Origin of the sequence: Ralstonia pickettii, assembly GCF_001699815.1 — a bacterium.
Taxonomy (GTDB): domain Bacteria; phylum Pseudomonadota; class Gammaproteobacteria; order Burkholderiales; family Burkholderiaceae; genus Ralstonia; species Ralstonia thomasii.
Map to the genome: position 1 here is coordinate 1 of NZ_MCGB01000075.1, position 22,394 is coordinate 22,394.

21 protein-coding genes and 2 pseudogenes are annotated in these 22,394 nt (G+C 65.4%); 12 read left to right on the forward strand and 11 right to left on the reverse strand.

Annotated features, from left to right (window positions below; all coding sequences use genetic code 11):
• Positions 1-209: pseudogene (locus BEK68_RS15455) on the reverse strand (YncE family protein); the annotation flags it as partial.
• Between the two features lie 215 nt (positions 210-424).
• Between BEK68_RS15455 and BEK68_RS15460 the strand changes: the two are divergent.
• Complete coding sequence (locus BEK68_RS15460; RefSeq protein WP_009239327.1) at positions 425-970, forward strand: GNAT family N-acetyltransferase; 546 nt, start codon at positions 425-427, stop codon at positions 968-970.
• A gap of 93 nt (positions 971-1,063) precedes the next feature.
• Here the strand turns inward: BEK68_RS15460 and BEK68_RS15465 are convergent, their stop codons facing one another.
• The 3 genes from BEK68_RS15465 to BEK68_RS15475 all read right to left on the reverse strand — a co-directional run bounded on the left by BEK68_RS15465 (position 1,064) and on the right by BEK68_RS15475 (position 4,848).
• Positions 1,064-1,537, reverse strand: a complete 474-nt coding sequence (locus tag BEK68_RS15465) for a carboxymuconolactone decarboxylase family protein (protein WP_009239326.1) — start codon at positions 1,535-1,537, stop codon at positions 1,064-1,066.
• A 132-nt stretch (positions 1,538-1,669) separates the two neighbouring features.
• Positions 1,670-2,578, reverse strand: coding sequence for an RNA polymerase sigma-70 factor (locus BEK68_RS15470; protein ID WP_004635843.1), 909 nt, complete (start codon positions 2,576-2,578; stop codon positions 1,670-1,672).
• A gap of 71 nt (positions 2,579-2,649) precedes the next feature.
• Entirely contained in the window at positions 2,650-4,848 is a 2,199-nt protein-coding gene (locus tag BEK68_RS15475) for a hybrid sensor histidine kinase/response regulator (RefSeq protein WP_009239325.1), read from the reverse strand.
• Positions 4,849-5,087: 239 nt separating this feature from the next.
• On the opposite strand from BEK68_RS15475, the gene BEK68_RS15480 reads away from it, so the two are divergent.
• Positions 5,088-5,702, forward strand: coding sequence for a glutathione S-transferase (locus tag BEK68_RS15480; RefSeq protein ID WP_004635840.1), 615 nt, complete (start codon positions 5,088-5,090; stop codon positions 5,700-5,702).
• 7 nt (positions 5,703-5,709) lie between these two features.
• On the opposite strand, the gene BEK68_RS15485 is transcribed toward BEK68_RS15480, so the two are convergent.
• Entirely contained in the window at positions 5,710-6,858 is a 1,149-nt protein-coding gene (locus BEK68_RS15485; protein ID WP_009239324.1) for an HPP family protein, read from the reverse strand.
• Positions 6,859-7,090: 232 nt separating this feature from the next.
• Between BEK68_RS15485 and BEK68_RS15490 the strand changes: the two genes are divergently transcribed.
• Positions 7,091-7,288: a hypothetical protein gene (locus BEK68_RS15490; protein WP_009239323.1), complete on the forward strand. Its 198-nt coding sequence runs from the start codon at positions 7,091-7,093 to the stop codon at positions 7,286-7,288.
• A pseudogene (locus BEK68_RS15495) lies at positions 7,269-8,348 on the forward strand (autotransporter-associated beta strand repeat-containing protein); the annotation flags it as partial. The gene BEK68_RS15490 and the pseudogene BEK68_RS15495, both read left to right, overlap by 20 nt.
• A gap of 4 nt (positions 8,349-8,352) precedes the next feature.
• Here BEK68_RS15495 and BEK68_RS15500 read toward each other — a convergent pair.
• Positions 8,353-9,192 carry an AraC family transcriptional regulator gene (locus BEK68_RS15500; protein WP_009239321.1) on the reverse strand — a complete coding sequence of 280 codons (840 nt, stop codon included), beginning with the start codon at positions 9,190-9,192 and terminating at the stop codon, positions 8,353-8,355.
• A gap of 311 nt (positions 9,193-9,503) precedes the next feature.
• Between BEK68_RS15500 and BEK68_RS15505 the strand changes: the two genes are divergently transcribed.
• Entirely contained in the window at positions 9,504-9,797 is a 294-nt protein-coding gene (locus tag BEK68_RS15505) for a GYD domain-containing protein (RefSeq protein ID WP_004635830.1), read from the forward strand.
• Between the two features lie 70 nt (positions 9,798-9,867).
• On the opposite strand, the gene metK is transcribed toward BEK68_RS15505, so the two are convergent.
• Positions 9,868-11,058: a methionine adenosyltransferase gene (metK, locus tag BEK68_RS15510; protein WP_009239320.1), complete on the reverse strand. Its 1,191-nt coding sequence runs from the start codon at positions 11,056-11,058 to the stop codon at positions 9,868-9,870.
• Between the two features lie 239 nt (positions 11,059-11,297).
• Between metK and BEK68_RS15515 the strand changes: the two genes are divergently transcribed.
• From BEK68_RS15515 to BEK68_RS15530, 4 genes are all read left to right on the forward strand, one after another.
• Positions 11,298-12,146 carry a lysophospholipid acyltransferase family protein gene (locus BEK68_RS15515; RefSeq protein WP_009239319.1) on the forward strand — a complete coding sequence of 283 codons (849 nt, stop codon included), beginning with the start codon at positions 11,298-11,300 and terminating at the stop codon, positions 12,144-12,146.
• 13 nt (positions 12,147-12,159) lie between these two features.
• Positions 12,160-13,053 carry a lipid A biosynthesis lauroyl acyltransferase gene (locus BEK68_RS15520; protein ID WP_009239318.1) on the forward strand — a complete coding sequence of 298 codons (894 nt, stop codon included), beginning with the start codon at positions 12,160-12,162 and terminating at the stop codon, positions 13,051-13,053.
• A gap of 89 nt (positions 13,054-13,142) precedes the next feature.
• The gene (gene dapF / locus BEK68_RS15525) at positions 13,143-14,021 is read left to right on the forward strand and encodes a diaminopimelate epimerase (RefSeq protein WP_009239317.1); all 879 of its coding nucleotides are present in this window, start codon (positions 13,143-13,145) and stop codon (positions 14,019-14,021) included.
• 47 nt (positions 14,022-14,068) lie between these two features.
• Positions 14,069-14,896, forward strand: a complete 828-nt coding sequence (locus BEK68_RS15530) for a polyphosphate kinase 2 family protein (protein ID WP_009239316.1) — start codon at positions 14,069-14,071, stop codon at positions 14,894-14,896.
• A gap of 125 nt (positions 14,897-15,021) precedes the next feature.
• On the opposite strand, the gene pyrE is transcribed toward BEK68_RS15530, so the two are convergent.
• Positions 15,022-15,699, reverse strand: coding sequence for an orotate phosphoribosyltransferase (gene pyrE, locus BEK68_RS15535; RefSeq protein WP_004635818.1), 678 nt, complete (start codon positions 15,697-15,699; stop codon positions 15,022-15,024).
• 33 nt (positions 15,700-15,732) lie between these two features.
• On the opposite strand from pyrE, the gene BEK68_RS15540 reads away from it, so the two are divergent.
• Both BEK68_RS15540 and argC read left to right on the forward strand, forming a co-directional pair.
• Positions 15,733-16,518, forward strand: a complete 786-nt coding sequence (locus BEK68_RS15540; protein WP_009239315.1) for an exodeoxyribonuclease III — start codon at positions 15,733-15,735, stop codon at positions 16,516-16,518.
• A 127-nt stretch (positions 16,519-16,645) separates the two neighbouring features.
• Positions 16,646-17,659, forward strand: coding sequence for an N-acetyl-gamma-glutamyl-phosphate reductase (argC, locus tag BEK68_RS15545; protein ID WP_009239314.1), 1,014 nt, complete (start codon positions 16,646-16,648; stop codon positions 17,657-17,659).
• Between the two features lie 72 nt (positions 17,660-17,731).
• On the opposite strand, the gene BEK68_RS15550 is transcribed toward argC, so the two are convergent.
• From BEK68_RS15550 to BEK68_RS15560, 3 genes are all read right to left on the reverse strand, one after another.
• Complete coding sequence (locus BEK68_RS15550; RefSeq protein ID WP_009239313.1) at positions 17,732-18,640, reverse strand: prohibitin family protein; 909 nt, start codon at positions 18,638-18,640, stop codon at positions 17,732-17,734.
• Between the two features lie 308 nt (positions 18,641-18,948).
• Positions 18,949-19,704, reverse strand: coding sequence for a YdcF family protein (locus BEK68_RS15555; protein ID WP_024542217.1), 756 nt, complete (start codon positions 19,702-19,704; stop codon positions 18,949-18,951).
• A gap of 357 nt (positions 19,705-20,061) precedes the next feature.
• Positions 20,062-21,006: a M48 family metallopeptidase gene (locus tag BEK68_RS15560; protein WP_004635808.1), complete on the reverse strand. Its 945-nt coding sequence runs from the start codon at positions 21,004-21,006 to the stop codon at positions 20,062-20,064.
• A gap of 97 nt (positions 21,007-21,103) precedes the next feature.
• Here BEK68_RS15560 and BEK68_RS15565 point away from each other — a divergent pair, with 97 nt between their 5' ends.
• Complete coding sequence (locus tag BEK68_RS15565; protein ID WP_009239311.1) at positions 21,104-22,393, forward strand: muropeptide transporter; 1,290 nt, start codon at positions 21,104-21,106, stop codon at positions 22,391-22,393.
• Position 22,394 lies beyond the last annotated feature (1 nt).

The following is a 22,394-nucleotide window of genomic DNA, read 5'->3' on the forward strand; positions in this document are numbered from 1 at the left end:
GTGTTGTTGTTCGTCGGTGGGGTCGTGGTACCGGCATCTTCGCCGCCACCGCAGGCACTGAGCCCCAGCGACAGCGCGGCGGCCATCACCAGCGCGGCGCCGTGCATGCCGCGTGCGTGCCGCGGGGCGTCGGGCGGAATCGGTGCCGGTGTGGGTTGTGTGTATGCGCTGCTGCTGCGTTGCGCTTTGGCGATTAAAAGCTCGGCCATGGCTCCCCCCCGTTCCGGTTGTCGCGGTTTGTAGATTTGTTGACTCGCGTTTCCCGAAGCATAGGTACCTGGGCACATGCCGACATAGGCCAATTGACGGACAAAGCCCTCGGCTTCATGGACGGAGGCGGCACTGTAGGTCGTGTGCGTGTGATTGGCGCGATACTGGCCGCTTACGTTTGCTTCTTGCCTACACGCTGATCGCCTTGCCAGCCATGTCCAACGCCAACCCAAACTCGAACAACACAGTCTTGATCCGCCAGTTGTCTTCTGTCGATGCAGCTGACGTGGCGGACTACCGCGCCATTCGTCTTGCTGCGCTCAAGGATTCGCCCGACGCATTCGGTTCAACCTACGAGGCCGAGGTCGGGCTCTCGACGGAAGCGTTTGCCGAGCGCTTGGCGACCACCATCGTGCTGGGCGCCTATGCGGGAACCGGCAGCGACGCACGCATCGTCGGCATGGTCGGCTTCAAGCAGCAAACGATAGCGAAGCTCGCGCACAAGGGTTTTGTGTGGGGCTTTTACGTGGCGCCGGCCGCGCGCGGGCGCGGCGTGGGCGTGGCGCTGGTGGAGCGCATCGTGGCGGCGGCAACGGGGCTCGTCCAGCAACTCACGCTGTCGGTGGTACGCGGCAACGATGCAGCGCTGGCACTGTACGAGCGTTGCGGGTTTGAGACCTACGGCGTGGAGCCGCGCGCGCTTAAATCCACCACGGGCTATGCAGACGAAGTGCTGATGGTGCGCTTCCTGCACGGCTGAACCTGTTGAACCTGTAGGTGCAGCGCCTACGCATGTGCGCAAGCGCTGCTGTACAGCGATCGTCGTACTGGCGCAGCTTCCCGCTGTTTTCTGTTAAGCCGCTGCAACATGCGGCGCCTTCAGCGGCACCGGGTTGCGCAGGCTCACGTTCAGCAGGTTCCAGCTGTTGATGGTGACGATCACAAAGCTCAGCTCGGCGATCTCCTCATCGCTGAAGTGTTCGCGCAGCCGGGCGAATTCTTCGTCGCTGGCATCGCTGTGCGGGGTGTTGGTGACCAGTTCGGCCCAGCGCAGTGCGGCGCCGCGCTCGCGCTCGGTAAAGAACGGCGCTTCGCGCCAGCCGGCCACGGCGTTCAGGTGGCGCGGGTCTTCGCCCATTTTGATAAGGTCGGCCCAGTGCATGTCGATGCAGAAGGCGCAACCGTTGATTTGCGACACGCGCAGCAGCACAAGGTCGACCAGCCTGGCGCCCAGCAAGTCGCGGCGCAGGCCGTTCGACAGGTTCAGCAGGTTGTTGAATGCCTTCGGTGCGAGTTGGAAGTAGGCAATGCGGGGGGCTTGCGACATACGTGGCTCCTGAGGGTTTGAGTTGATGAAGGAGCCGATGCAGGCGGCAGGTGGGTACCTTGCGTCGCTCCATACCCTGAAGACGCCTAGCGCGGCTGCGTTGTGACAGCCCCGCAAGAAAACTTTGTTTTTTTATGCGCCGATGCCGATGTGCGCCAGCTTGTCCGGATTGCGCACCACGTAGATGGCCACGATCTGGCCGTTCTCGATGACGAACGACTGCGCCGATTCCAGCTTGCCATCCACGTAGCGCAGCAGGCCGGGCTCGCCGTTCACGCGGGCGTGTACGTAGCGGACGTCGCCCATGGCGCGCACCAGCTCGCAGTAGATCTTGGTGATCTGACCGGCGTCTTGAATGATGCGCGTGAACGACGGCACCTTGCCGCCGCCGTCGCCCACGAGTTGCGCGTCATCTGCCAGCAGCGCGCGGATGGCATCGCGTTGGCCCGTGCGTGAGGCTTGCGCAAAGCGCTCGAGCAAGTCCCGATGCGCATCGGGCGCGACATCGAAGCGCGGGCGCTCCTGCTGCACCCGGTCTGATGCGCGGTGCACCATCTGCCGGCACGCGGCTTCGGTCTTGCCCAGCAGGGCGGCGATCTCCGAGTAATCCTGATCGAATACCTGGCGCATCAGAAACGCCGCGCGCTCTTCGGGCGACAGGCGCTCGAGCACCCACAGCAGGGCCATCGACACATCGCCTGCCAGTTCCACGGCGGTTTCGGGCGTGGGGGCGTGGCTTTCGGGTTCAACCAGCGGCTCGGGCAGCCACCAGCCGACGTAGGCTTCGCGCTCGGTCTTGGCGGCGCGCAGGCGGTCGATCGACAGGCGAGTGACCACCGTCACGAGCCATGCCTCGGCCGATTGCAGCGCGGTCTGGTCGGTTTGGTGCCAGCGCATCCAGGCGTCTTGCAGCACGTCTTCAGCGTCAGCGCGGCTGCCGAGCATGCGATAGGCAATCGCAAAGAGGCGGGGCCGGACGGCGGTGAAGGTCGTGTCTTCGCTGTCGGTGCGGGTGGTGCGGTCGGGGCTGGGCTTGGTCATGGCGGGCGTGTCGTCCGGGGATGATGCTCCCTAGACGGGCGGGCGAGATCGTTTGTGACCGGGTGCTTCGGTTATGCGGCGTTCGTCACATTCTGCGTATCGGCAGCCCTTACGGTTGCGCCGAGCCACGGCGCCAGCGCCTGCTGCAGCGTCATCAGGTCGATCGGTTTGCCGAGCAGGCGTGCGCCGGCAATGGGCTCGCCAATCTCGGCTTCCGTGCCATAGCCGGACATCAGCAGCACCTGCAGTTGCGGTTGCATGCGCAGCAGCGTGCGGGCGAGGTTCGCGCCGGATTGGCCGGGCAGGGTGAGGTCGGTCAGCAGCACCTGAACGGAGCGCGTGCGGGCCAGTGCAAGGGCGTCTTCGGCATTGACGGCGGCCACGCATTGCAGGCCGAAGGTGGTGAGCACCTCCTGCATGGCTTCGCGCGAGGCGGTGTCGTCTTCCACCAGCAGCACCGCAGGCGGTTGTGAAGCGTCTGTAGCCACGGCAGGGCCCGCCGATGGCGATGCCGATTGCGCCTGTGCCTGCGCGGTGCGGCTGGCGGTGAGCACGTTGCGCACCATGCGCGCCAGGTCATCACGCCGGTAGGGCTTGCCGAGCAGTGTCACACCCGGCGGCAGCCTGCCGTCGTGCTGCACCTCGTCACGCGGATAGCCCGAGACGAGCAGCACCGGCAGTGGCGGCACGCGCTGCGCGGCGCGTATCGACAGTTCGCTGCCCTTGATGGGGCCTGGCATGATCACGTCGGTAAACAGCAGGTCGATGGACGTGCCGCTGTTCATGAGGTCGAGCGCGGCCTGGCCGTTGGCGGCCGTGAGCACGCGGTAACCGAGTTGGGTCAGCATGTCGACGGCGGTCAGGCGCACGTCGGTATCGTCCTCCACCACGAGGATGGTCTCGCGCCCGCCCATGGGCGTAACGATGGTGTCGCGCAGCTCGACGGCATCGTCCGGGGCCGCCTCCGTGCAGCGCGGGAAGTAGAGCTGCACCGTGGTGCCTTGTCCGACTGTACTGTCGATGGCGATGTGCCCGCCGCTCTGCTTGACGAAGCCGAACACCATGCTGAGCCCCAGGCCCGTGCCGTGGCCGTCGGGCTTGGTGGTAAAGAAGGGCTCGAAAGCGTGTTCGACCACTTCGGGCGGCATGCCCACGCCGGTATCGGTGACGGAGAAGACAAGGTAGTCGCCGGGGGTAAGCTGATCACGCACGTCCGCCTGTGTGTTGTCGAGCGTGACGTTGTTGGCGGCAATGGTGAGCATGCCGCCGCCGCGCATAGCATCGCGTGCGTTGATGGCGAGGTTCAGCAGCGCGTTCTCGAGCTGGTTGCGGTCGGCCTGGACGTTCCACAAGTCGGCGGCCAGGTGCGTTTCCACCTTGATGGCTTCGCCCAGTGCGCGGTGCAGCATCTCGCTCATGCCTTGGACCAGCCGCGTCGGGTTGACGACCGCCGGCGAGAGCTGCTGGCGGCGCGCAAAGGCGAGCAGCTGCGCCGCCAGCGTGGCACCGCGCTGCACGGCACGCGTGGCGGCGGCAATCCGATGCTGCACGCGCGTGTTGTTCGGCGCCTCCACCGAGAGCATCTGCAGATTGCCGGCAATCACCTGGAGCACGTTGTTGAAGTCGTGGGCCACGCCGCCGGTCAGGTTGCCGATGGCTTCCATCTTCTGGGCCTGGCGCAATTGCGCTTCCACTTCGGCGCGGGCAGACAGCGCATCGGCCACGCGTTGCTCCAGCGTTTCGGTCAACTGGCGCAGGGCCTGTTCGGCAGCCTGCCGTTCGCGCTCGGTCTGCACGCGCTCGGTGGTTTCCACCACGATGGCCAGCACACCCGCCGGGCGGCCGGTGTCATCGGGCAGCGGGCTGTAGTAAAGATCCATCCACACGTCTTCGGGGCGGCCGTTGCGCAGCAGGACAAGTTCCTTGTCGCGGTACGACAGCGTGCCGCCACCGAGGCAGACGTCCATGACATGGCGGTTGAAGTCGGCCACTTCGGGCCAGCCCAGTTCAACGGGGCAACCCAGCAGATAGGGATGACGCCCGCCGGCAAACACGGCGTAGGCATCGTTGTAGACCATGTAGCCGTGGCGGCCCCACAGCATGACCAGCGGCACCGGACACGCCAGCACCATGTGCACGGCGGCACGCAGGCTGGGTGACCAGTCCTGGATCGGGCCCAGTTCAGTGGAGGCCCAATCGAATGCCAGCACGCGCTGCGCCATCTCACCGTTCCAGCCGAGGCAGTCATGGTGATGCGCGAGAAACGGCATAAGGTCTCCTGTCCGGCGGGCAGCACAGTGCACCCGAGTTGTGGTCATTCTAGAAAATCGGGAGGCCGGCCGGTGTCGGCAACAGACGGCTCAAAGCCATGCGGCGCACGCAGAAAACGTGCCTGAGGCGGCCGGCACGCTTTGCGCTGGCTGTCTATCATGTGCATCCGTGCCCGCGCAGCCATGCGCTTCGCACCAAGGTTTTCTACCCACCGACGCTCCAACAGCGAGGAGATTTCATGAAGTTGATCGGCATGCTTGATTCACCGTACGTGCGCCGCACGGCCATTTCGCTGAAGCTGCTCGGGCTGCCGTTCGAGCACGCGGCGGTCTCGGTCTTCCGGCATTTCGATCAGTTCAGCGCCATCAACCCCGTGGTCAAGGCGCCCACACTGGTGTGCGACGACGGCACCGTGCTGATCGACTCCACGCTCATCATCGATTACGCAGAAACGCTGGCAGGCCGCAGCTTGATGCCCGCCGCCATTGCCGAGCGCCAGCACGCGCTGCGCGTGATTGGCCTGGCGCTGGCCGCGTGCGAGAAGGCCGTGCAGATCGTCTATGAACACAACCTGCGCCCGAGCGAGAAAGTGCACGGACCGTGGGTCGAGCGCGTGCACAGCCAGTTGCTGGCAGCGGTGGAAGCACTGGAAGCGGAGTGGAAGGACGCGCCCTTGCCCGTCGAGGAGAATGAGCTGACGCAGGCCGGCGTCACAGTGGCCGTGGCCTGGGCCTTCATCCAGTTGATGGTGGCCGATCGCGTGCCGGCGGCGGATTACCCGCGCTTGGTGGCGTACTCAGTGGCGGCGGAACAGCTGGGCGCGTTCCGTGAGTTGCCGATGGATGCGGTTTGATGGCCGCTCAGGCCGCCTGTGGCTCGATGTTGGCCTGACGGTACAGCCCGCCCACCAAGTCGGATTCCGTGACGATGCCGGCCAGCCGGCCGTCGGCATCCAGCACCGGAATGTGGTGGTGGCCGGCGCTGGCAAACATCGGCACCAGATCCGACATGGGCGCGTTGGCGGCGATGGTCTGCACGCGCGTCTTCATGTGATCGGCCACGCGCGGGGGTGTGAGCGCGCCGATGCTGAACCAGCGGCGCAGCGTCTGGCGCATGTCCGCTGGCGCCAGGCCGAGTAGGTCGACACGCGTGACGATCCCCACCACGCGCCGTCCTTCGTCCACGACCGGCAATGCCTTGAAACCATGCTGGCGCAGCAGTTCCAATGCACGGGGGATCGACGTGCCGGCCAAGACCGTGACCACCGGCGTGGTCATGATGTCCGCGCAGGTGAGCGCCTGGAAGGTGCGCGTGTAGGCCTGCAGCTGCATCTCGCGCAGCACGGCTTCGATGTCTTCGGGGTCGATGTCGAGCAGCTCGCTCTGGCGGCGCAGCGCTGCCACGATGTCGGCGCGGGTGAACCCGGCCGCGGTAGGCGGACGCTCGGCAGCGGGCAGGCGCTGTGCGTGCGGATACCGGTGGCCCGTGGCCGCGTGGTACACCAGCGCGCCCACCAGCAGCAGCGCAGACTGGATCAGGATCGGCTCGAGCACGAAGCGATAGCCCAGGGCATGCACGGCCGGGCCGCCAATCACGGCGGTGAGCGCCACCGCGCCCGATGGCGGGTGCACGCAGCGCAGTGCGAACATGCCGGCAATGGCCGCCGAGATGGCCAGCGCAGAGGCAATCACCGGATCATTCACCAGCAGCGCGAACGTCACGCCCACGGTAGCCGCCACCAGGTTGCCGCCGATGATCGACCACGGCTGCGCGAGCGGACTGGCGGGCACCGCAAACAGCAGCACGGCAGAGGCGCCCATTGGGGCGACCAGCAGCGGGATCAGGGTGGAAGCGCCCGGCACCATCTTCATCATCGTGCCGGTAAAGAGGATGCCGACGAGGGCGCCGACTGCGGAACGGACGCGCTCGCTCCAGCGCACCGTCACGGGTGCAGGAATGAAGCTGTGGAGCCAGCGGCGCAGGGCGGGATGCAGGGATGAAGAGGACATGGTCGACGGACGGCGATTGCCCGGACCAGGCTTCACCAATGTCAAAGAATGCAGCCGGCGATTCTATCACGCCGTGACATAACTCACTGTTAGCGCTGTCATGACGCGGAATGCCCCAATGTAGGGCGAAGATCACGCGGATTTGTCAACGAAACGTCACCGTTGTTTCGTGGCGCGTGTCGAGACTGCCGCGCTTTCCAGCGCGCTCTGCGGGTTGCGAGCCCGCCGTACCATGGCCTTCACTGCCCGCCCCGCGTTTTCCCGCCCGCGTCTTTGCTCCAGCCTCGTTGCGCTGTTCGGTGCCCTCGCGCTCACCGCGTGCGGCGGCGATGACACCACCAGCAGCACGCCCGCTGCCACCACGCAGGCCATTCCGGCGCCGCCCGCAGACCCGGGCTTTGTCGACACAGCTGCCGTACCTGGTGCCTGAGGGCTCCCAGCAGATGCTTGCACGCGGCCAGGAGCTGGGCGAGAACCGCATCCTGGCGGGCATGCATTCACCGCTGGATGTGATGTCCGGCCGCATGATCGGCATTGCCGCCGCGGCGGCCAATCTGGTCGACCCGGCCAACGCCGCGCTCAAGGCGGCTGCCTTCACGCAGGCGCACACCGCGCTGATGGCGCAGACCGGCACCGATGCCACGACCTTCCCGGCGCTGGCCCAGTCGGGCACGCCGGCCACCGACCGCTTTGCCGACTACGCCACCAATCAGGCCAACTTCACGCGCCGGATGACGTTTGGCTTCTCGCAGATCAGCGCCACGACACTGGCGCCGGTGGTGCCCAAGGGCGCCGAGGTGCTGCTGGAAACGCGCTTCCCGTACCTGAGCGCCGACCAGCGCCGCGTGGTGCTCAAGACCACGGAGCTGGCGTCCGGCTACCCGGTGCTCGACGACGCCGAAGGCTGGGGCCGCCTCAACCTGTTTGCGGCTGCCGACGACTACGGCGCGTTCAACGGCAACGTGATCGTGTCGATGGACGCAACGCAGGGCGGCTTCAACGCGGCCGATACGTGGCGCAATGCCATCTCGGGCGCGGGCAAGCTCACCTTGCAAGGCACCGGCAGGCTGCGTCTGGCCGGCGCCAACACCTACACCGGCGGCACACAGGTCGCAAGCGGCGTGCTGGAAGCCGATTCGGCCAACGCATTCGGCACGGGCGATGTGTATGTCGGCGCTGGCACGCTGGCCGTCAACGCGCCGGCGGCGGTGGCCATTGCGGGCAAGTTCACCCAACTGCAGGGCACCACGCTCGACCTCGCCATCGGCCCGAACGGCCAGGGCAAGCTCAGCGTGGCCGGCCTTACCACCATTGCGGGCGGCACGCTGCACCTGAAGTTCGTGAACGGCTACACGCCCAAGGTGGGCGACACCATCGCCGTGGTGGATGGCGCGGGCAGCAACCGCCAGTTCTCGACGGTGGTGGTGGACGGCTTCCAGGCCACGGCCATCTACACGGCCACCGGCATCCAGGTTCACCTGGACGCCTGAACGTTCACCTGAGCGGCAGCAGCACGTCCGTCACGGCTTCGTGCTCGGGCACGTCGGGGTAAAAGCGCACGCGCTGGAACAGCAGCGGCGCGTCGCGCAATTCCTCGCCGCTGGCGGGCAGCCAGTCGGCATACAGGTACGCAACGCTCTGGCCGAGCGTGTCGTCGGAGCCCGTGTGGCGCAGCACGGCGTAGCGGCCGCCCGCCAGCGTCTTGCCCGCTACGCCCGCTGCATTGGGGGCGATCGGCGCGCGCGTGGCCGCGCAGATGTCCATGCGGAACGCCTCGGGCGGCACATCGTCGGGATTGTCGTAGACGACGTTGTACGTGGCCGAAACGCTCGGGTGCAGCCGATGCTCACGGCGCCAGACGATGAACGTGCGGAGAGTCTCGCTCAGGCGCGCGGGATCGCCGCGGTGCTCGATGGCGGCGACCGCGACGGCCTCGCGCTCGACGATCTCAACGGATTGGGTTTGCGGTTGTGCCGGCATGTGTTGGCTCCTGAGGGCGCGCAGCGCCTGTAGATCGGTAGCCCAGGGTGTCCACTGCGGCGCCGCCCGAAATGCCGACGGCGATTGCCCCGCCTGCCTGCGGAACGCCCGCGCAAATGCCTCCGGCCCTTCGTACCCGCACGCCAGTGCGATGTCGGTGATGCGCGCATCGTCGCGATAGGCGAGTTGATGCGCGGCGCGCTTCAGGCGCAGCAACTGCACATAGCGCCCGACGTTCATGCCGAACAGCAACGAGAACTGGCGGTGGAAGTGGTGCCGGGAAAACGCGGCCACCCCGGCCAGCCCGTCTACATCCAGCGTGTCTTCCAGATGCGCGTCGATGTGTGCAAGCACGGCGCGGAAGCGGGCGAGGTAGCGGTCGGTGGCGGTGGTCAGGTTGGGCTCCTGGGTGGCGATACGTTAGCGCGTGTGATACCGCCGTGCCTGACCGAAGTTGCGCAATGGGCGCTTGTCAGCGGCGGTGTATCGCATCTGAAACCATCCGGGGCACTGCACGGGCTGGAACGGGCCGGTGTGGGCGCGATGTTGCCGCAATGCGGCCTGCCAGCTTGCCTGGCGTGCACATTGCACGAAAGCGCCTCCCGCGCGTTTCGGCGGCGCGCGATGCGGCTTCCCTCCGACTCCCGCCGATCAGGAGATGCACCATGGCAACTTTTCTGGCCCTGCTGAACTTTACCGACCAGGGCATCCGCAGCGTGAAAGACACCACCAAGCGGGCGGCTGCGGCCCGCGAACTGGCCAAGGCGGCCGGCATCGACATGAAGGCGATCTACTGGACGCTGGGCCAGTACGACCTCGCCGTGATCTGCGAGGGCCCGGACGATGCCGCCATGACGGCCTTCGGGCTGGCGCTGGCCGCGGCGGGCAATGTCCGTTCGCAGACGCTGAGGGCGTTTTCCGCAGATGAGATGAACGGCATTCTCAGCAAGATGCCGTGAGCGCGGTATTACCAAGCACGCAACAAAAAACCGCCCCGAGAGGCGGTTTCTTGTCTGCAGCAGGGTGGCCTCAGGCAAACGCCTTGGCCGGCTCGCCGGCCAGGCCGGCCGCTTCGCGCAGCAGCAGGACCTTGTCGGTGGCTTCCCAGCTGAACTCGGGCTCTTCGCGGCCGAAGTGGCCATACGCGGCGGTCTTTTCGTAGACCGGGCGCAGCAGGTCCAGCATCTGCACAATGCCCTTCGGGCGCAGGTCGAAGTGCTCCTGCACGAGCTTGGCGATCTGCTCGTCCGGGATCACGCCCGTGCCTTCCGTGTACACCGTGATGTTGATCGGGCGTGCGACGCCAATCGCGTAGCTCACCTGCACCTGGCACTGGCGCGCCAGACCGGCGGCCACCACGTTCTTGGCCACGTAGCGCGCGGCATACGCCGCCGAGCGGTCGACCTTCGACGGGTCCTTGCCCGAGAACGCACCGCCGCCGTGCGGGGCGGCGCCGCCGTACGTGTCGACGATGATCTTGCGGCCGGTCAGGCCGCAGTCGCCTTGCGGGCCGCCGATGACGAAGCGGCCGGTCGGGTTCACCAGGTACTTGGTCTCGGCCAGCATGTGCGACGGGAGCACCGGCTTGATGATCTCTTCGATCACGGCTTCGCGGATGGCCTCTTGCGACATTTCCGGCGCGTGCTGGGTGGACAGCACCACGGTATCGACGCTGTGCGGCTTGCCATCCACATAACGCACCGTCACCTGCGACTTGGCGTCCGGACGCAGCCAGGGCAGGCGGCCGTCGCGGCGCAGTTGCGACTGGCGCTCGACCAGGCGGTGCGCGTAGTAGATCGGGAAGGGCATCAGCTCGGGCGTTTCATCGCACGCGTAGCCGAACATCAGGCCCTGGTCGCCGGCGCCCTGGTTGAGGTAGTCGTCCGATGCGCGGTCGACGCCCTGGGCAATGTCCGGCGATTGCTTGTCGTAAGCGACGAGGACGGCACAGCCCTTGTAGTCGATGCCGTATTCGGTGTTGTCGTAGCCGATGCGCTTGATGGTTTCGCGCGCAACGTGGATGTAGTCGACGTTGGCCGTCGTGGTGATTTCACCCGCGAGCACCACCAGGCCGGTGTTGCACAGCGTTTCTGCTGCGACGCGCGCATATTTGTCCTGGGCGAGGATGGCGTCCAGGATGGCGTCGGAAATCTGGTCGGCGACCTTGTCGGGATGGCCCTCGGAGACCGACTCCGAGGTGAAGAGGAAGTCGTTTGACACGGCTGTTAGCTCCAGATTGGCTATCACGTTGCCAATCCGTTGAGCCACGGCCGGCGACGCTTTAGCGGTATTTAGCAACCTTGCCGAGGTTTGTGGCCAAGCAAGGATTCGCCCCGCAAGTTGTCAGTTAACTCGGCGAATCGCGTTATTATACGCGGCACTTTTCGGGGCCGCAGCAAGGCCTGTCAAGACCCTGCTCCCCTGTCGACTGCGACCAACACATTGCTGCGACCGCACGCATGACCTTCCTGTTCTGGCTGTTTTCACGCTTGCCCCTATCCGCGCTGCAGGCGCTGGGCGGCTGGCTGGGGGCGCTGGCGGCCAAGGTGCCCGGCCGCTATCACGACCGGCTCATTGCCAACTTCCGCCACGCCTATCCCGACGTCACGCCCGCCATGCTCAAGGAGGCTGGGCGATCCGCCGGCCGCATGGTGTTCGAGATGCCCTACTTCTGGGTGCGCAAGAACGGGGCGGACGTCGCCCCTCACCTGTTCGACGTGTGCCGGACGGTCGTCGAGCGCGCGCTTGCAGATGGGCGCGGCCTGATCTTCCTGACGCCGCACCTGGGCTGCTTTGAAGTGCTGCCGCAGGCCTATGCGCGTGAGCACCCCGTCACCTCGCTGTTCAAGCCGCCGCGCAAGGCAAGCCTGCGCGGCTGGATTGAAACCATGCGGGCGGGACCGAACATGCAGATGGCACCGGCAGACCCGCGTGGCGTGCGCATGCTGGTGCGCGCACTCAAGCGCGGCGAGGCCGTCGGCATCCTGCCCGACCAGACCCCCACCGCCGGCGAGGGCGTATGGGCGCCGTTCTTCGGCAAGCCCGCCTATACGATGACGCTGGTGCACCGTTTGCATCGGCTCACGGGTGCACCCGTCGTGGCATTGTTTGCCGAACGGCTGCCGCGCGGCGCAGGCTATCGCCTGCACTTGGAGGAGATTGGCGATCTGCCCGAAGACGCAACGCAGGCCGCCACCCGCATCAATGCCGCCGTCGAACGGTTGATTGCCGTGGCGCCGACGCAATATCTCTGGGGCTATAACCGCTACAAGCATCCCAAGGGCGCGGACGCTCCGCCCGCTGCCTGACACTGCTGCCTTTATGGAACGTCTCTCTGCCAAACTCGGACTCGGCTTCTTGTGGCTGCTGTCCTTCCTGCCGTACGGCTTTGTCGCGCGTTTTGGCGAAGGCCTGGGCGGGCTGCTGTACCGCATTCCCAATGGCCGCCGCCGCGTGGTGCTGGCCAACTTGCGCGCGTGCTTTCCCGAGAAGTCCGAAGCCGAGCGCGAAGCCATGGCGCACGAAGTCTTCCGCAAGGTCTTCCGCAGCTTTGCCGAGCGCTCGTTTGCGTGGTTCGCGTCGGAAAAGCGCCTGATGCGCGTGGTGAAGATCGACGACCAGGCCAATCTGCCAGCGCTGCACGGCCAGCCGCACATTCTCGTCACGCTGCATCTGTCGGGCGTGGAGATCGGCGCGCTGGCGCTCACCGACTACCTGCGCAAGCACGTCGGCAACGCCGGCTGCTCGCTGTACACGCGCATGGCCAACCCGGTGCTCGATGACGCCATCAAGGCGCTGCGCAGCCGCTTTGGCGCGACCATGGTGTCGCGCAACGAAAACATCCGCCAGATCATGCGTACCATCAAGCGCGGCGAGGCGCTGCAGCTCATCTCCGACATGGATTTCGGCGAGCGCGACTCGGAGTTCGTGCCATTCTTTGGTGTACCGGCGCTCACGCTCAACGCCATCCCGCGCATGGCATCGATGACCGGTGCCAAGGTCGTGCCGATGTACACCGAGATCCTGCCCAACTACGAGGGCTACGCGCTGCGCATCCTGCCCGCGTGGGAGAACTACCCCACCGGCGATCTGACCGCCGACACGCGCCGCATGAACGCCTTCTTTGAAGACGCGATACGCCCGCGCATCACCGAGTACTACTGGGTGCACAAGCGCTTCAAGCACCGTCCCGAGGGCATGCCGGGCATTTATTGATGCGGGGAGCCGGCCCGCGCCAACCCCGGCCGGCTCCCTTTAGAATGGGTGTTTTCCGAACGCTCATCGCCGCATCTGTGCGGCCAGCCATGAAACTGCACTTCACCAAGATGCACGGCGCGGGCAACGACTTTGTCGTGCTCGACGGCATCCAGACCCCGATCGACTTCACGCCCGAGCAATGGGCTGCCATTGCCGACCGCCACTTCGGCGTGGGGGCGGACCAGCTCCTGCTGGTCGAGCGTTCGACACGGCCCGATGTCGACTTCCGTTACCGCATCTTCAACCACGACGGCGGCGAGGTGGAGCACTGCGGTAACGGCGCACGTTGCTTCGTCAAGTTCGTCACCGACCGCGGTTTGACCGACAAACGCACCGTGCGTGTGGAAGTCATGAACGGCATCGCCACGCTGACGATGCAGGACGACGGCCAGGTCACAGTCGACATGGGCGCACCGGTGTTCGAGGCGGCGCGCCTGCCGTTCCTGCCTGAAGGCCTGCCCACCCGCACCCAAGGCGACGACACGCAGCACGCGCTGCAGATCAACGGCCGGACCGAATGGCTGTCGACCGTGTCGATGGGCAATCCGCACGCCGTGCAGATTGTCGACGATACGGAAGCCTTCCCCGTGCTGGAAGATGGCCCGCTGATCGAATCGCATGCCGTGTTTCCGCGTCGCGTGAATGCGGGCTTCATGCAGATCGTCGATCGCCATTCCGTGCGCCTGCGCGTGTACGAGCGCGGCGCGGGGGAGACGCTCGCCTGTGGCACCGGCGCGTGCGCAGCGGTGGTGGCCGGCATCCGCCGCGGCCTGCTCGATTCACCCGTCAAGGTGGCCACGCACGGCGGCGACCTGACCATCGCGTGGGCGGGCGATGGCCAGCCGGTCATGATGACGGGCCCCGCCACGACCGTGTTTGAAGGCACGCTGGATCTGGATGCGCTCAAGCTGACCGCTGCCCACTAGGCGCGCGGGAACTGCCCATTCGCCTGTCTGAACAACAAGGAGACACCGTGGCATCCAACGGCAAGAACCCCATCGACGACTGGTATTTCGACGGCAGCAGCAAGTTCAAGATCGCCAAGTTCGATCCTGCCGCCAAACCGTGCACCACGGGCAGCAAGGCGGGTGACCTGGCGCGGCTGGCCGAACTGTCTGCGCGCATTGAGGCGCTGCAGGACATCTTCTATGCCGAGCACCGCCGCAAGCTGCTGGTCGTGCTGCAGGGCATGGATACTGCGGGCAAGGATGGCACCGTACGCACCGTATTCCGTGCGCTCGACCCGCTCGGCCTGCGCGTGGTGGGCTTCAAGGTGCCCACGCCGCTGGAGTTGGCGCATGACTTCCTGTGGCGGATCCATGCGGAGGTGCCGGCCGCAGGCGAGATCGTCATCTTCAATCGCAGCCATTACGAAGATGTGCTTGTCACCCGCGTGCATGGAGACATCGATGCCGCCGAGAGCAAGCGCCGCTACGCTCACATCAATGCTTTCGAGCAGATGCTGACCGAGACCGATACCACCATCGTCAAGTGCTTTTTACATATCTCCAAGGAGGAACAGCGCGATCGGCTGCAGATGCGTATCGACGATCCGCAGAAGCACTGGAAGCTCGGGATGGCGGACATTGAAGAACGCAAGTTCTGGGAAGACTACATGGCCGCCTACGAAGACGCGATCAATGCCACAGCCACCCCGCACGCGCCGTGGCACATCATTCCAGCGAACTCCAAGTCGCATCGCAGCCTGATGGTGGCGGAGATTCTGCTGCAGGTGATGGAGCGGTTGCAGCCGGAATATCCGGTGGGGAATCCGGCGTTCTTGGGGTTGAAGATCGAATAGGGTGGTGGTTTGCGGCTCTTGCGCTGATGGTGCATCCCTCGCATCGGCCGCGGCAGGAGGATGAGCCACAAAAAACAAAACCCCGGCGAACAACATCCACCGGGGTTTTTTAACGCGGCAAAAACTCAGATCGCGCTAACGCCGTATTTATCCCGATAAGCAGCAGCCTTTTCCCGATACCCAGCCAGCGCCGGGTCGCCAGCGTTATCCAGATACCCCAGCAAATCATCCAGATTCGCAATCGACACCACCGGCATGCCGTACTGCGCCTGCACATCCTGCACCGCAGAGCGCTCGCCGATATCCACGGCGTTGCCGCTGCGCTCCATCCGATCCATCAGGATCAGCACAGCAGCCGGGGTCGCGCCGGCGGCGCGAATCAGCTCGACGGACTCGCGCACCGAGGTGCCGGCAGAGATCACGTCATCGACGATCACCACCCGGCCCTGCAGCTTCGCGCCGACCAGGCTGCCGCCTTCGCCGTGGTCCTTGGCTTCCTTGCGGTTGTACGCAAAGCCCACATTCCGGCCCAGGCCCGCCAAGGCTACGGCGGTGGCCGACGCGAGCGTGATGCCCTTGTAGGCCGGCCCGAACAGCATGTCGAACTCGACACCCGAGTCCAGCAGGGTTTTCGCATAGAATTGCGCGACTTGGCCCAGCAGGGCGCCGTCTGCGAACTTGCCGGCGTTAAAGAAATAGGGCGACGTCCGCCCCGCCTTGGTCACGAATTCCCCGAATGACAGCACGCCGGCCTCCACCGCAAAGCGGATGAAGGATTGGCGCAACTCGCTGTTTTGGCTCATCTTTTTTTCTCTGGTCCGCAAAAAAGTCCCGCCATGTTACGCATCATTTCCGCCAACCTCAACGGCGTTCGCTCCGCTGCCAGCAAAGGCTTTTTTGATTGGATGGGCAAGCAGGACGCCGATTTCGTCTGCGTGCAGGAACTGAAATGCGCGCAAGACGACATGACCCCGGAATTTCTGGCGCCGCACGGCTACCACGGCGTGTTCCAGCACGCGGTAAAGAAAGGCTACAGCGGCGCGGGCCTGTACACGCGCCACAAGCCCGACGAAGTCATCGTCGGCTTCGATAACGGCGAGTTCGATGCCGAAGGCCGCTACGTCGAGGCCCGCTACGGCAAGCTGTCGGTCATCTCGGTCTACGTGCCGTCGGGCTCCAGCGGCGAAGAGCGTCAGCAGGCCAAGTTCCGCTTCATGGACCTGTTCATGGAGCACCTCAAGGACCTGCGCCACGAAAAGGGCCGCGAGGTCGTGCTGTGCGGCGACGTCAACATCGTCCACAAGGAAATCGACATCAAGAACTGGAAGGGCAACCAGAAGAACTCCGGCTGCCTGCCCGAAGAGCGCGCGTGGCTGACCAAGCTCTTCGATGAGGTCGGCTACGTGGACGTGTTCCGCACGCTCGACCAGCGCCCCGAGCAGTACACGTGGTGGAGCAACCGCGGCCAGGCATACGCAAAGAACGTCGGGTGGCGTATCGATTACCAGATCGCCACGCCGGGCATTGCCGCCACGGCACGCCGCGCGTCGATCTTCAAGGACATCAAGTTCAGCGACCACGCGCCGCTGACGATCGATTACGACACGAAGCCGCACTGGTAAGCGGCACTAAAAGCACTTCATAGCGCTGCCGCGGAAATGTCTTCGTCAGCCGCTACAATGCAAACCTCACGCGCCGGCATCGCTTGCCGGCGTTGTCTTTGGCCCCCAGTTTTTTAGCGAGATCACCATGGCATTCAAGGTTTTCGTCGACGGTCAGGAAGGCACCACCGGCCTTCGCCTGCTCGATTATCTGTCGCAGCGCGACGATATCGAGCTGCTGCGCATCGCCGAAGACAAGCGCAAGGATTCTGCCGAGCGCGCCAAATTCCTGAATGCCGCCGATGTCGCATTCCTGTGCCTGCCGGACGTCGCCTCGCGCGAGGCCGTCTCGCTGGTCAACAACCCGAACACCTGCATCATCGACGCCAGCACCGCGTTCCGCACGTCGGACGACTGGGTCTACGGCCTGCCCGAACTGGCCCAGGGCCAGCGCGAGCGCCTGCGTAACACCAAGCGCATCGCCGTGCCGGGCTGCCACGCCAGTGCGTTCGTGCTGCTGATGCGTCCGCTGGTGGACGCGGGCATCGTCCCGGCCGACTACCCGGTCACCGCGTTCTCGCTGACCGGCTACAGCGGCGGCGGCAAGCAGATGATTGCCGACTACCTCGCCGCCAATAACCCGAAGCTCGACAGCCCGCGTCCGTACGCGCTGGCGCTGGCGCACAAGCACCTGCCGGAGATGCGCGTGCAGAGCAAGCTGTCGCTCGCACCGATCTTCACGCCGGTCGTCGGCAATTTCCTCAAGGGCCTGGCCGTGACGATCGGCCTGCACCCGCAACACCTGGCGCGCAAGGCGAGCCCGGCGGACATCGCCCGCGTGCTGGCCGATTACTACCAGGGCGAGCAGTTCATCCGCGTGGCGCCGGCCGACAACGTTGCGACGCTCGACAACGGCTTCTTCGATGTGCAGGGCGCCAACGACACCAACCGTGCCGACCTGTTCGTGTTCGGTTCGGACGAGCGCATGGTCGTCACCGCGCGTCTGGACAACCTGGGCAAGGGCGCGGCGGGCGCAGCGGTGCAATGCATGAACGTGCATCTCGGTGTGGATGAGGCGACGAGCCTGCATGTGGAAGCGCCGGTTCCCGCAGCAGGCGCCGAGCACACCGTGCGCGAAGCCGCGCCGGGTTTCGCGAGCTGATCGCCGCCTGAGCGGAAACGAAAAACGCGCCTTCGGGCGCGTTTTTCTTTGGCCGTTTTGACGACCCGCGGCTTACTTGCTCTGCGCCCCCGCCGGGATGTTGAAAAACATGCCGCCGCCGTTGCCGCCAGCCATCACGCTCGGCGTCACGCCGTTCCATTTCTCGATGGCGGCACGTTCGAGCTTCAAGCGTTCCCAGGCGAGCAGCCGGTCATCCAGCGACGAGGCGAGCGCATGGTTGGCAGCGGCTTCGCCTTCGGCAATCGCCACTTTCTTCTTGGCCTCGGCCTGGGCGGAGCGCACTTCATTTTCAGTGCGGATCGCGTCTTGGATGGCCTTGGTCTTGGCGCTCACTGCATCGAGCAGCGCACGCGGCGGGCGCAGCGAGCCGACGATGCCGAACTGCTTGATCGACACGCCCAGCGGTGCGAGCCGCGTGTCCAGCTCCTTGGTCAGCCGCGCGACAAACTCTTCCTTCTTGCCGCCGTTCACGTCGTCAAAGTTGTATTCCGAGCCCATGGCGACGATCACGTTGCGCGCGGTGTCGCGCAGGTAGCCGTGCGTGAACGTCTCGATGCGATCGGCGCGGAAGTTGGTGTAGAAGGCCGGCACCTTCTCGCGATCGAGTTGGTACGAGACGGCCACGTCCACGTTGACGGGCACGGCGTCCTTCGTGTTGAACGTCAGTTCTTCGTTGAGCGCGCGGCCTTCGTTCACGTCTTGCGTCCAGATCACGCGCTGCACGTAAGTCGGGTACTGAATGATCGCGGTCTGCACGGGGTTGTAGAACACGAACCCGGTGACGACGTTTTCATGCGTGATGCCGCGATCGACGAGCCGGTTGATCTTGATGCCCGTGTAGCCGGGCGGAATGATCTGCCAGTTCAGCAGGAAAGTCCGCCCGATCACCAGCGCCGCGACGGCGCCGAAGACGAGCGCGAGCAGTTTGACCGGCAGCTTGCTTGCCGTGACTTCAGGCATGAGGGTTCCCCTTGCTTGTTGGATTGCTTCTGAGGTGTGGCTGGCGGGGTGGGCGCTGCTTACGCAGCGGCCCACTTGCTGGCGCAGGAATCGTCAGCGATTCCCGTCAGGGATGGCCGCGCCCGGTGGGCGGGTGGTGGCAAGCGAGCTTGCCAATGGCGATGAGGCGGTGAGCTTCAATACGGCCGAGATGGCGCATTGCGATGCCCGGATGTTGCGATGCACAAAGTATAGGTCGGCGCCGGAATTTTGCTCCCCTCCGGAAGCACTAGAGCACCACTTCGAATGCCCGGCACAGGGCCGCCGAATCAGGCGTCACCGGGGTTGATGCGCCCAGGGTTCCAGCCCAGCGCGTTGTACATGTGATAGCGCGCGATGCCGATCCACTCGTGCAGTGCGAAGTCGGTCAGCGCAAAGTTGTATGCCATCGGCAAGGGCGACGCCGCGGCCTGCAGATCGTCGGCGCGCACGGGGACCGGCGCCATGCCGAAGTGCGTGAAATACAGCAGGCTGCGCCGCAGATGGATGGCCGATGAAACGAGCACGGTGCGATCAGCGCCGTATTGCGCCAACACCGTGCGCGAGAATTGCGCGTTCTGCCACGTGTTCATGCTCTGGGGCTCTATGAGCACGTCGTCCTTGGCGACGCCCAGCCTGACAAGCTCGCGCTGATACACGGTGGCTTCCGGCGAGCCATGGTGACGTGCATCGCCGCCGCTGACGAGGATCTTGCAATCGCCATCTGACTTGCGGCACGCCTGGTACAGCTGTGTGGTTTCCACCAGCCGCGGATACGAGAACAGCCCCGGCTCGACCGAGTCGCCCACGCGGAATGTGCCCGCGCCCAGTAGCACGATGGCGTTGCGCGCGCCCCATTGGACATGGGGCTCGTTCTCGAACGGCTTTTCCAGCGAATCGAGCAGCCACGCGGGCACCGGCCCGCAGCCGATCGCGATCACCAGCACACCGGAGAACACCGCCAGCCCGCGCGCAGCCCGACGTCGGCCGCGTGCTGCGCACACCGTTGCCACGATCACCAGCACACACAGGATGGTCAGACTCACGGGTTCCTCCAGGTTGGCGCCGCACACGCGCAAGTGAGCACCCATCGTAAAGAGGAATGGCCGGTTGCGCGACCCGTCTGCTTACGGGGTTGTTTCGGCTGGCTGCGGATCGGCTGACGGCGCCAGTACGTTGTGGATGGCGGGTGTCGACGGCGGCGTTCGTGCCGGTGGCGTCCTGCTGGGGCTGCTGCTGCCGCATCCGGCCGCGCAGACAAGAAACCTCGCACATCGACGAGATTTTTTTGGGGGGCTGCACGATATGCTGTGCGCAAAACCAGCTACCGATGTGACTTTCCAGCGCATCTTGATGGAACCGGTGACTGATCAGACATCAATGCGCCAATTACCTAGCCATTATTACCGCCGCCGCATCGGCCGCATCGGCGCCTCATCGCCATTATCAACAGGTGCGGCGCCCAGATATTGCATGTTCGACCGATATTCGGGCAGCTTCGCCATCGTCATATGGCGGGCGTCGGCAAACAGCGTGAGCGTTTCGGGCAAATGGCGCGACAGCACGGCCATGCGCGTGCGTCCCGACGGGTGCGTCGACAGAAACTGCTTTTGCTCCGTCCCGCCGATCGATCCCATTTTTTGCCACAGCGTGAGCGCGGCGCGCGGGTCGTAGCCGGCGCGGGAAGCGATGTCCATGCCGACCAGGTCGGCCTCGGTTTCCTCCGCCCGCGAGAAGGCCAGCAGGTGCATCTTGGCGCCTTCACCCAGGTCCGTATCGCCCCGGTTGCCGAAGCCGAACAATTGCGAGATGACGTTGGCGCCCAGGTTGGTGATTTCACGCTGGCCGGCGCGGGCGCGGGCGTGTTCGCGCAACGCGTGGGCGATCTCGTGGCCGAGTGCCATGGCGAGTTCGTCGTCCGTCAGCTTGAACTGTTCGAGGAGACCCGAAAACACGGCGATCTTGCCGCCGGGCATGCAGAACGCGTTCACCTGCGACGAGCCGATCAAGTTGACGTCCCACTGCCAATGCGTGGCGTCGGGGTTCCAGCGCGGTGCCTGAGGTGTGAGCCGTTTGACGATGCCGCGGATGCGGATCAGATCCGGCACGTTGTCGGGCGCCAGCGCGCCTTCGTGGGCCGCGTTGTCGATGATCCCCTGATATTCGGCCAGCGCGCGCTTATCGATTTCCTCGGCCGGAATGACGAGCCGGATGTTGGGCGATGTGGTAGTGGGCGCTTCCAGCTTCACGCCGTCGGCGGGTACGGGCAGCGGGCCGTCCATGGCGGTTGCCCACGCAGATAGCGCGAGGCCGATTGCGGTCAGCAGGGAGCGTGTGACACGGGGCATATAGGTGAGGGGACGGATCCGTGCGACATAATATCGGCCAACGCCGCGCGCCACGCTACGTGGCAACCCGCATTCGCCTTCGCCACCGGCCCGCCGCATGACCTTCCACGATTACCTCGATATTTTTCGCAACCGCCGCATCGGCGCCATGTTGTTGCTGGGCTTTGCCTCCGGCCTGCCGCTGGCGCTCACCTCGGGCACGCTGCAGGCCTGGATGACGGTGGAAGGGCTGGATATCCGCACCATCGGGTTGTTCTCGCTGGTGGGGCAGGCGTACATCTTCAAGTTCCTGTGGGCGCCGCTGATGGACCGCTTCACACCGCCATTGATGGGCCGCCGGCGCGGCTGGCTGGTGCTGACGCAGGCCGGGCTGGTAGCGTCGATTGCGGCCATGGCCTTCACGCCGCCGCATGCCGCGCTCTGGGCGCTGGCTGGGCTGGCGGTGCTGGTGGCGTTTTTATCCGCGTCGCAGGACATCGTCTTCGATGCCTACAGCACCGATGTGCTGCATACGAGCGAGCGCGGCGTCGGCGCGGCCGTGAAGGTGCTTGGCTACCGGCTGGCGATGCTGGTGTCGGGTGGCCTGGCGCTGTATCTGGCCGATCGCGTGATGGGCTGGAGCAACATGTATCTGCTGATGGCCGGGCTGATGGCGCTGGGCATCATCACGACGCTGTGGTCGCCCGAGCCGGAGGTGTCGGCTCGCCCACCGCGCAGCCTGCAGGAAGCCGTGGTGGGGCCGCTGCGAGACTTCTTCTCCCGCCGTGGCGCCTGGGCGCTGCTGGGGCTGATCGTGCTCTACAAGCTGGGCGACGCGTTTGCGGGCAGCCTGTCGACCACGTTCCTGATCCGCGGCGTCGGCTTTTCCGCCGGCGAGGTCGGCATCGTCAACAAGACGCTCGGCTTGGCCGCCACCATCGTGGGCGCACTGTATGGCGGCACGCTGATGGTGCGGCTCGGGCTGGTGCGAGCGCTGCTGCTTTTTGGCGTGCTGCAGGCGGTGTCGAACCTGGGCTACTGGGTGCTGGCCGTGACGCCGCAGCACCTGTGGACGATGGCGGTGGCCATCGGCATCGAGAACATCTGCGGCGGCATGGGAACGGCGGCCTTTGTGGCGCTGCTGATGGCGCTGTGCAACCGGTCGTTCTCGGCGACGCAGTATGCGTTGCTGTCAGCGCTGGCTTCCATCGGCCGCGTGTACGTTGGGCCCACCTCGGGCTACCTCGTGGAAGCCTACGGCTGGCCCGCGTTCTATCTGATGACCGTGGTGTTTGCCTTCCCGGGCCTTGCGCTGCTGTGGTGGATGCGCGGCACGATCGGCCGCTACGAAGCCGAGCAGAACGAACGCGCCTTGGAGGCCAAAGCGGCCAAGGCCGCGTCAGCCTGAT

Excerpts from the sequence above, each read along its gene's own strand:
- BEK68_RS15460 (WP_009239327.1), top strand. The coding sequence starts at position 425 with ATGTCCAACGCCAACCCAAACTCGAACAACACAGTCTTGATCCGCCAG.
- BEK68_RS15465 (WP_009239326.1), bottom strand. The coding sequence starts at position 1,537 with ATGTCGCAAGCCCCCCGCATTGCCTACTTCCAACTCGCACCGAAGGCA.
- BEK68_RS15470 (WP_004635843.1), bottom strand. The coding sequence starts at position 2,578 with ATGACCAAGCCCAGCCCCGACCGCACCACCCGCACCGACAGCGAAGAC.
- BEK68_RS15475 (WP_009239325.1), bottom strand. The coding sequence starts at position 4,848 with ATGCCGTTTCTCGCGCATCACCATGACTGCCTCGGCTGGAACGGTGAG.
- BEK68_RS15480 (WP_004635840.1), top strand. The coding sequence starts at position 5,088 with ATGAAGTTGATCGGCATGCTTGATTCACCGTACGTGCGCCGCACGGCC.
- BEK68_RS15485 (WP_009239324.1), bottom strand. The coding sequence starts at position 6,858 with ATGTCCTCTTCATCCCTGCATCCCGCCCTGCGCCGCTGGCTCCACAGC.
- BEK68_RS15490 (WP_009239323.1), top strand. The coding sequence starts at position 7,091 with ATGGCCTTCACTGCCCGCCCCGCGTTTTCCCGCCCGCGTCTTTGCTCC.
- BEK68_RS15505 (WP_004635830.1), top strand. The coding sequence starts at position 9,504 with ATGGCAACTTTTCTGGCCCTGCTGAACTTTACCGACCAGGGCATCCGC.
- BEK68_RS15515 (WP_009239319.1), top strand. The coding sequence starts at position 11,298 with ATGACCTTCCTGTTCTGGCTGTTTTCACGCTTGCCCCTATCCGCGCTG.
- BEK68_RS15520 (WP_009239318.1), top strand. The coding sequence starts at position 12,160 with ATGGAACGTCTCTCTGCCAAACTCGGACTCGGCTTCTTGTGGCTGCTG.
- dapF (WP_009239317.1), top strand. The coding sequence starts at position 13,143 with ATGAAACTGCACTTCACCAAGATGCACGGCGCGGGCAACGACTTTGTC.
- pyrE (WP_004635818.1), bottom strand. The coding sequence starts at position 15,699 with ATGAGCCAAAACAGCGAGTTGCGCCAATCCTTCATCCGCTTTGCGGTG.
- BEK68_RS15540 (WP_009239315.1), top strand. The coding sequence starts at position 15,733 with ATGTTACGCATCATTTCCGCCAACCTCAACGGCGTTCGCTCCGCTGCC.
- argC (WP_009239314.1), top strand. The coding sequence starts at position 16,646 with ATGGCATTCAAGGTTTTCGTCGACGGTCAGGAAGGCACCACCGGCCTT.
- BEK68_RS15550 (WP_009239313.1), bottom strand. The coding sequence starts at position 18,640 with ATGCCTGAAGTCACGGCAAGCAAGCTGCCGGTCAAACTGCTCGCGCTC.
- BEK68_RS15560 (WP_004635808.1), bottom strand. The coding sequence starts at position 21,006 with ATGCCCCGTGTCACACGCTCCCTGCTGACCGCAATCGGCCTCGCGCTA.
- BEK68_RS15565 (WP_009239311.1), top strand. The coding sequence starts at position 21,104 with ATGACCTTCCACGATTACCTCGATATTTTTCGCAACCGCCGCATCGGC.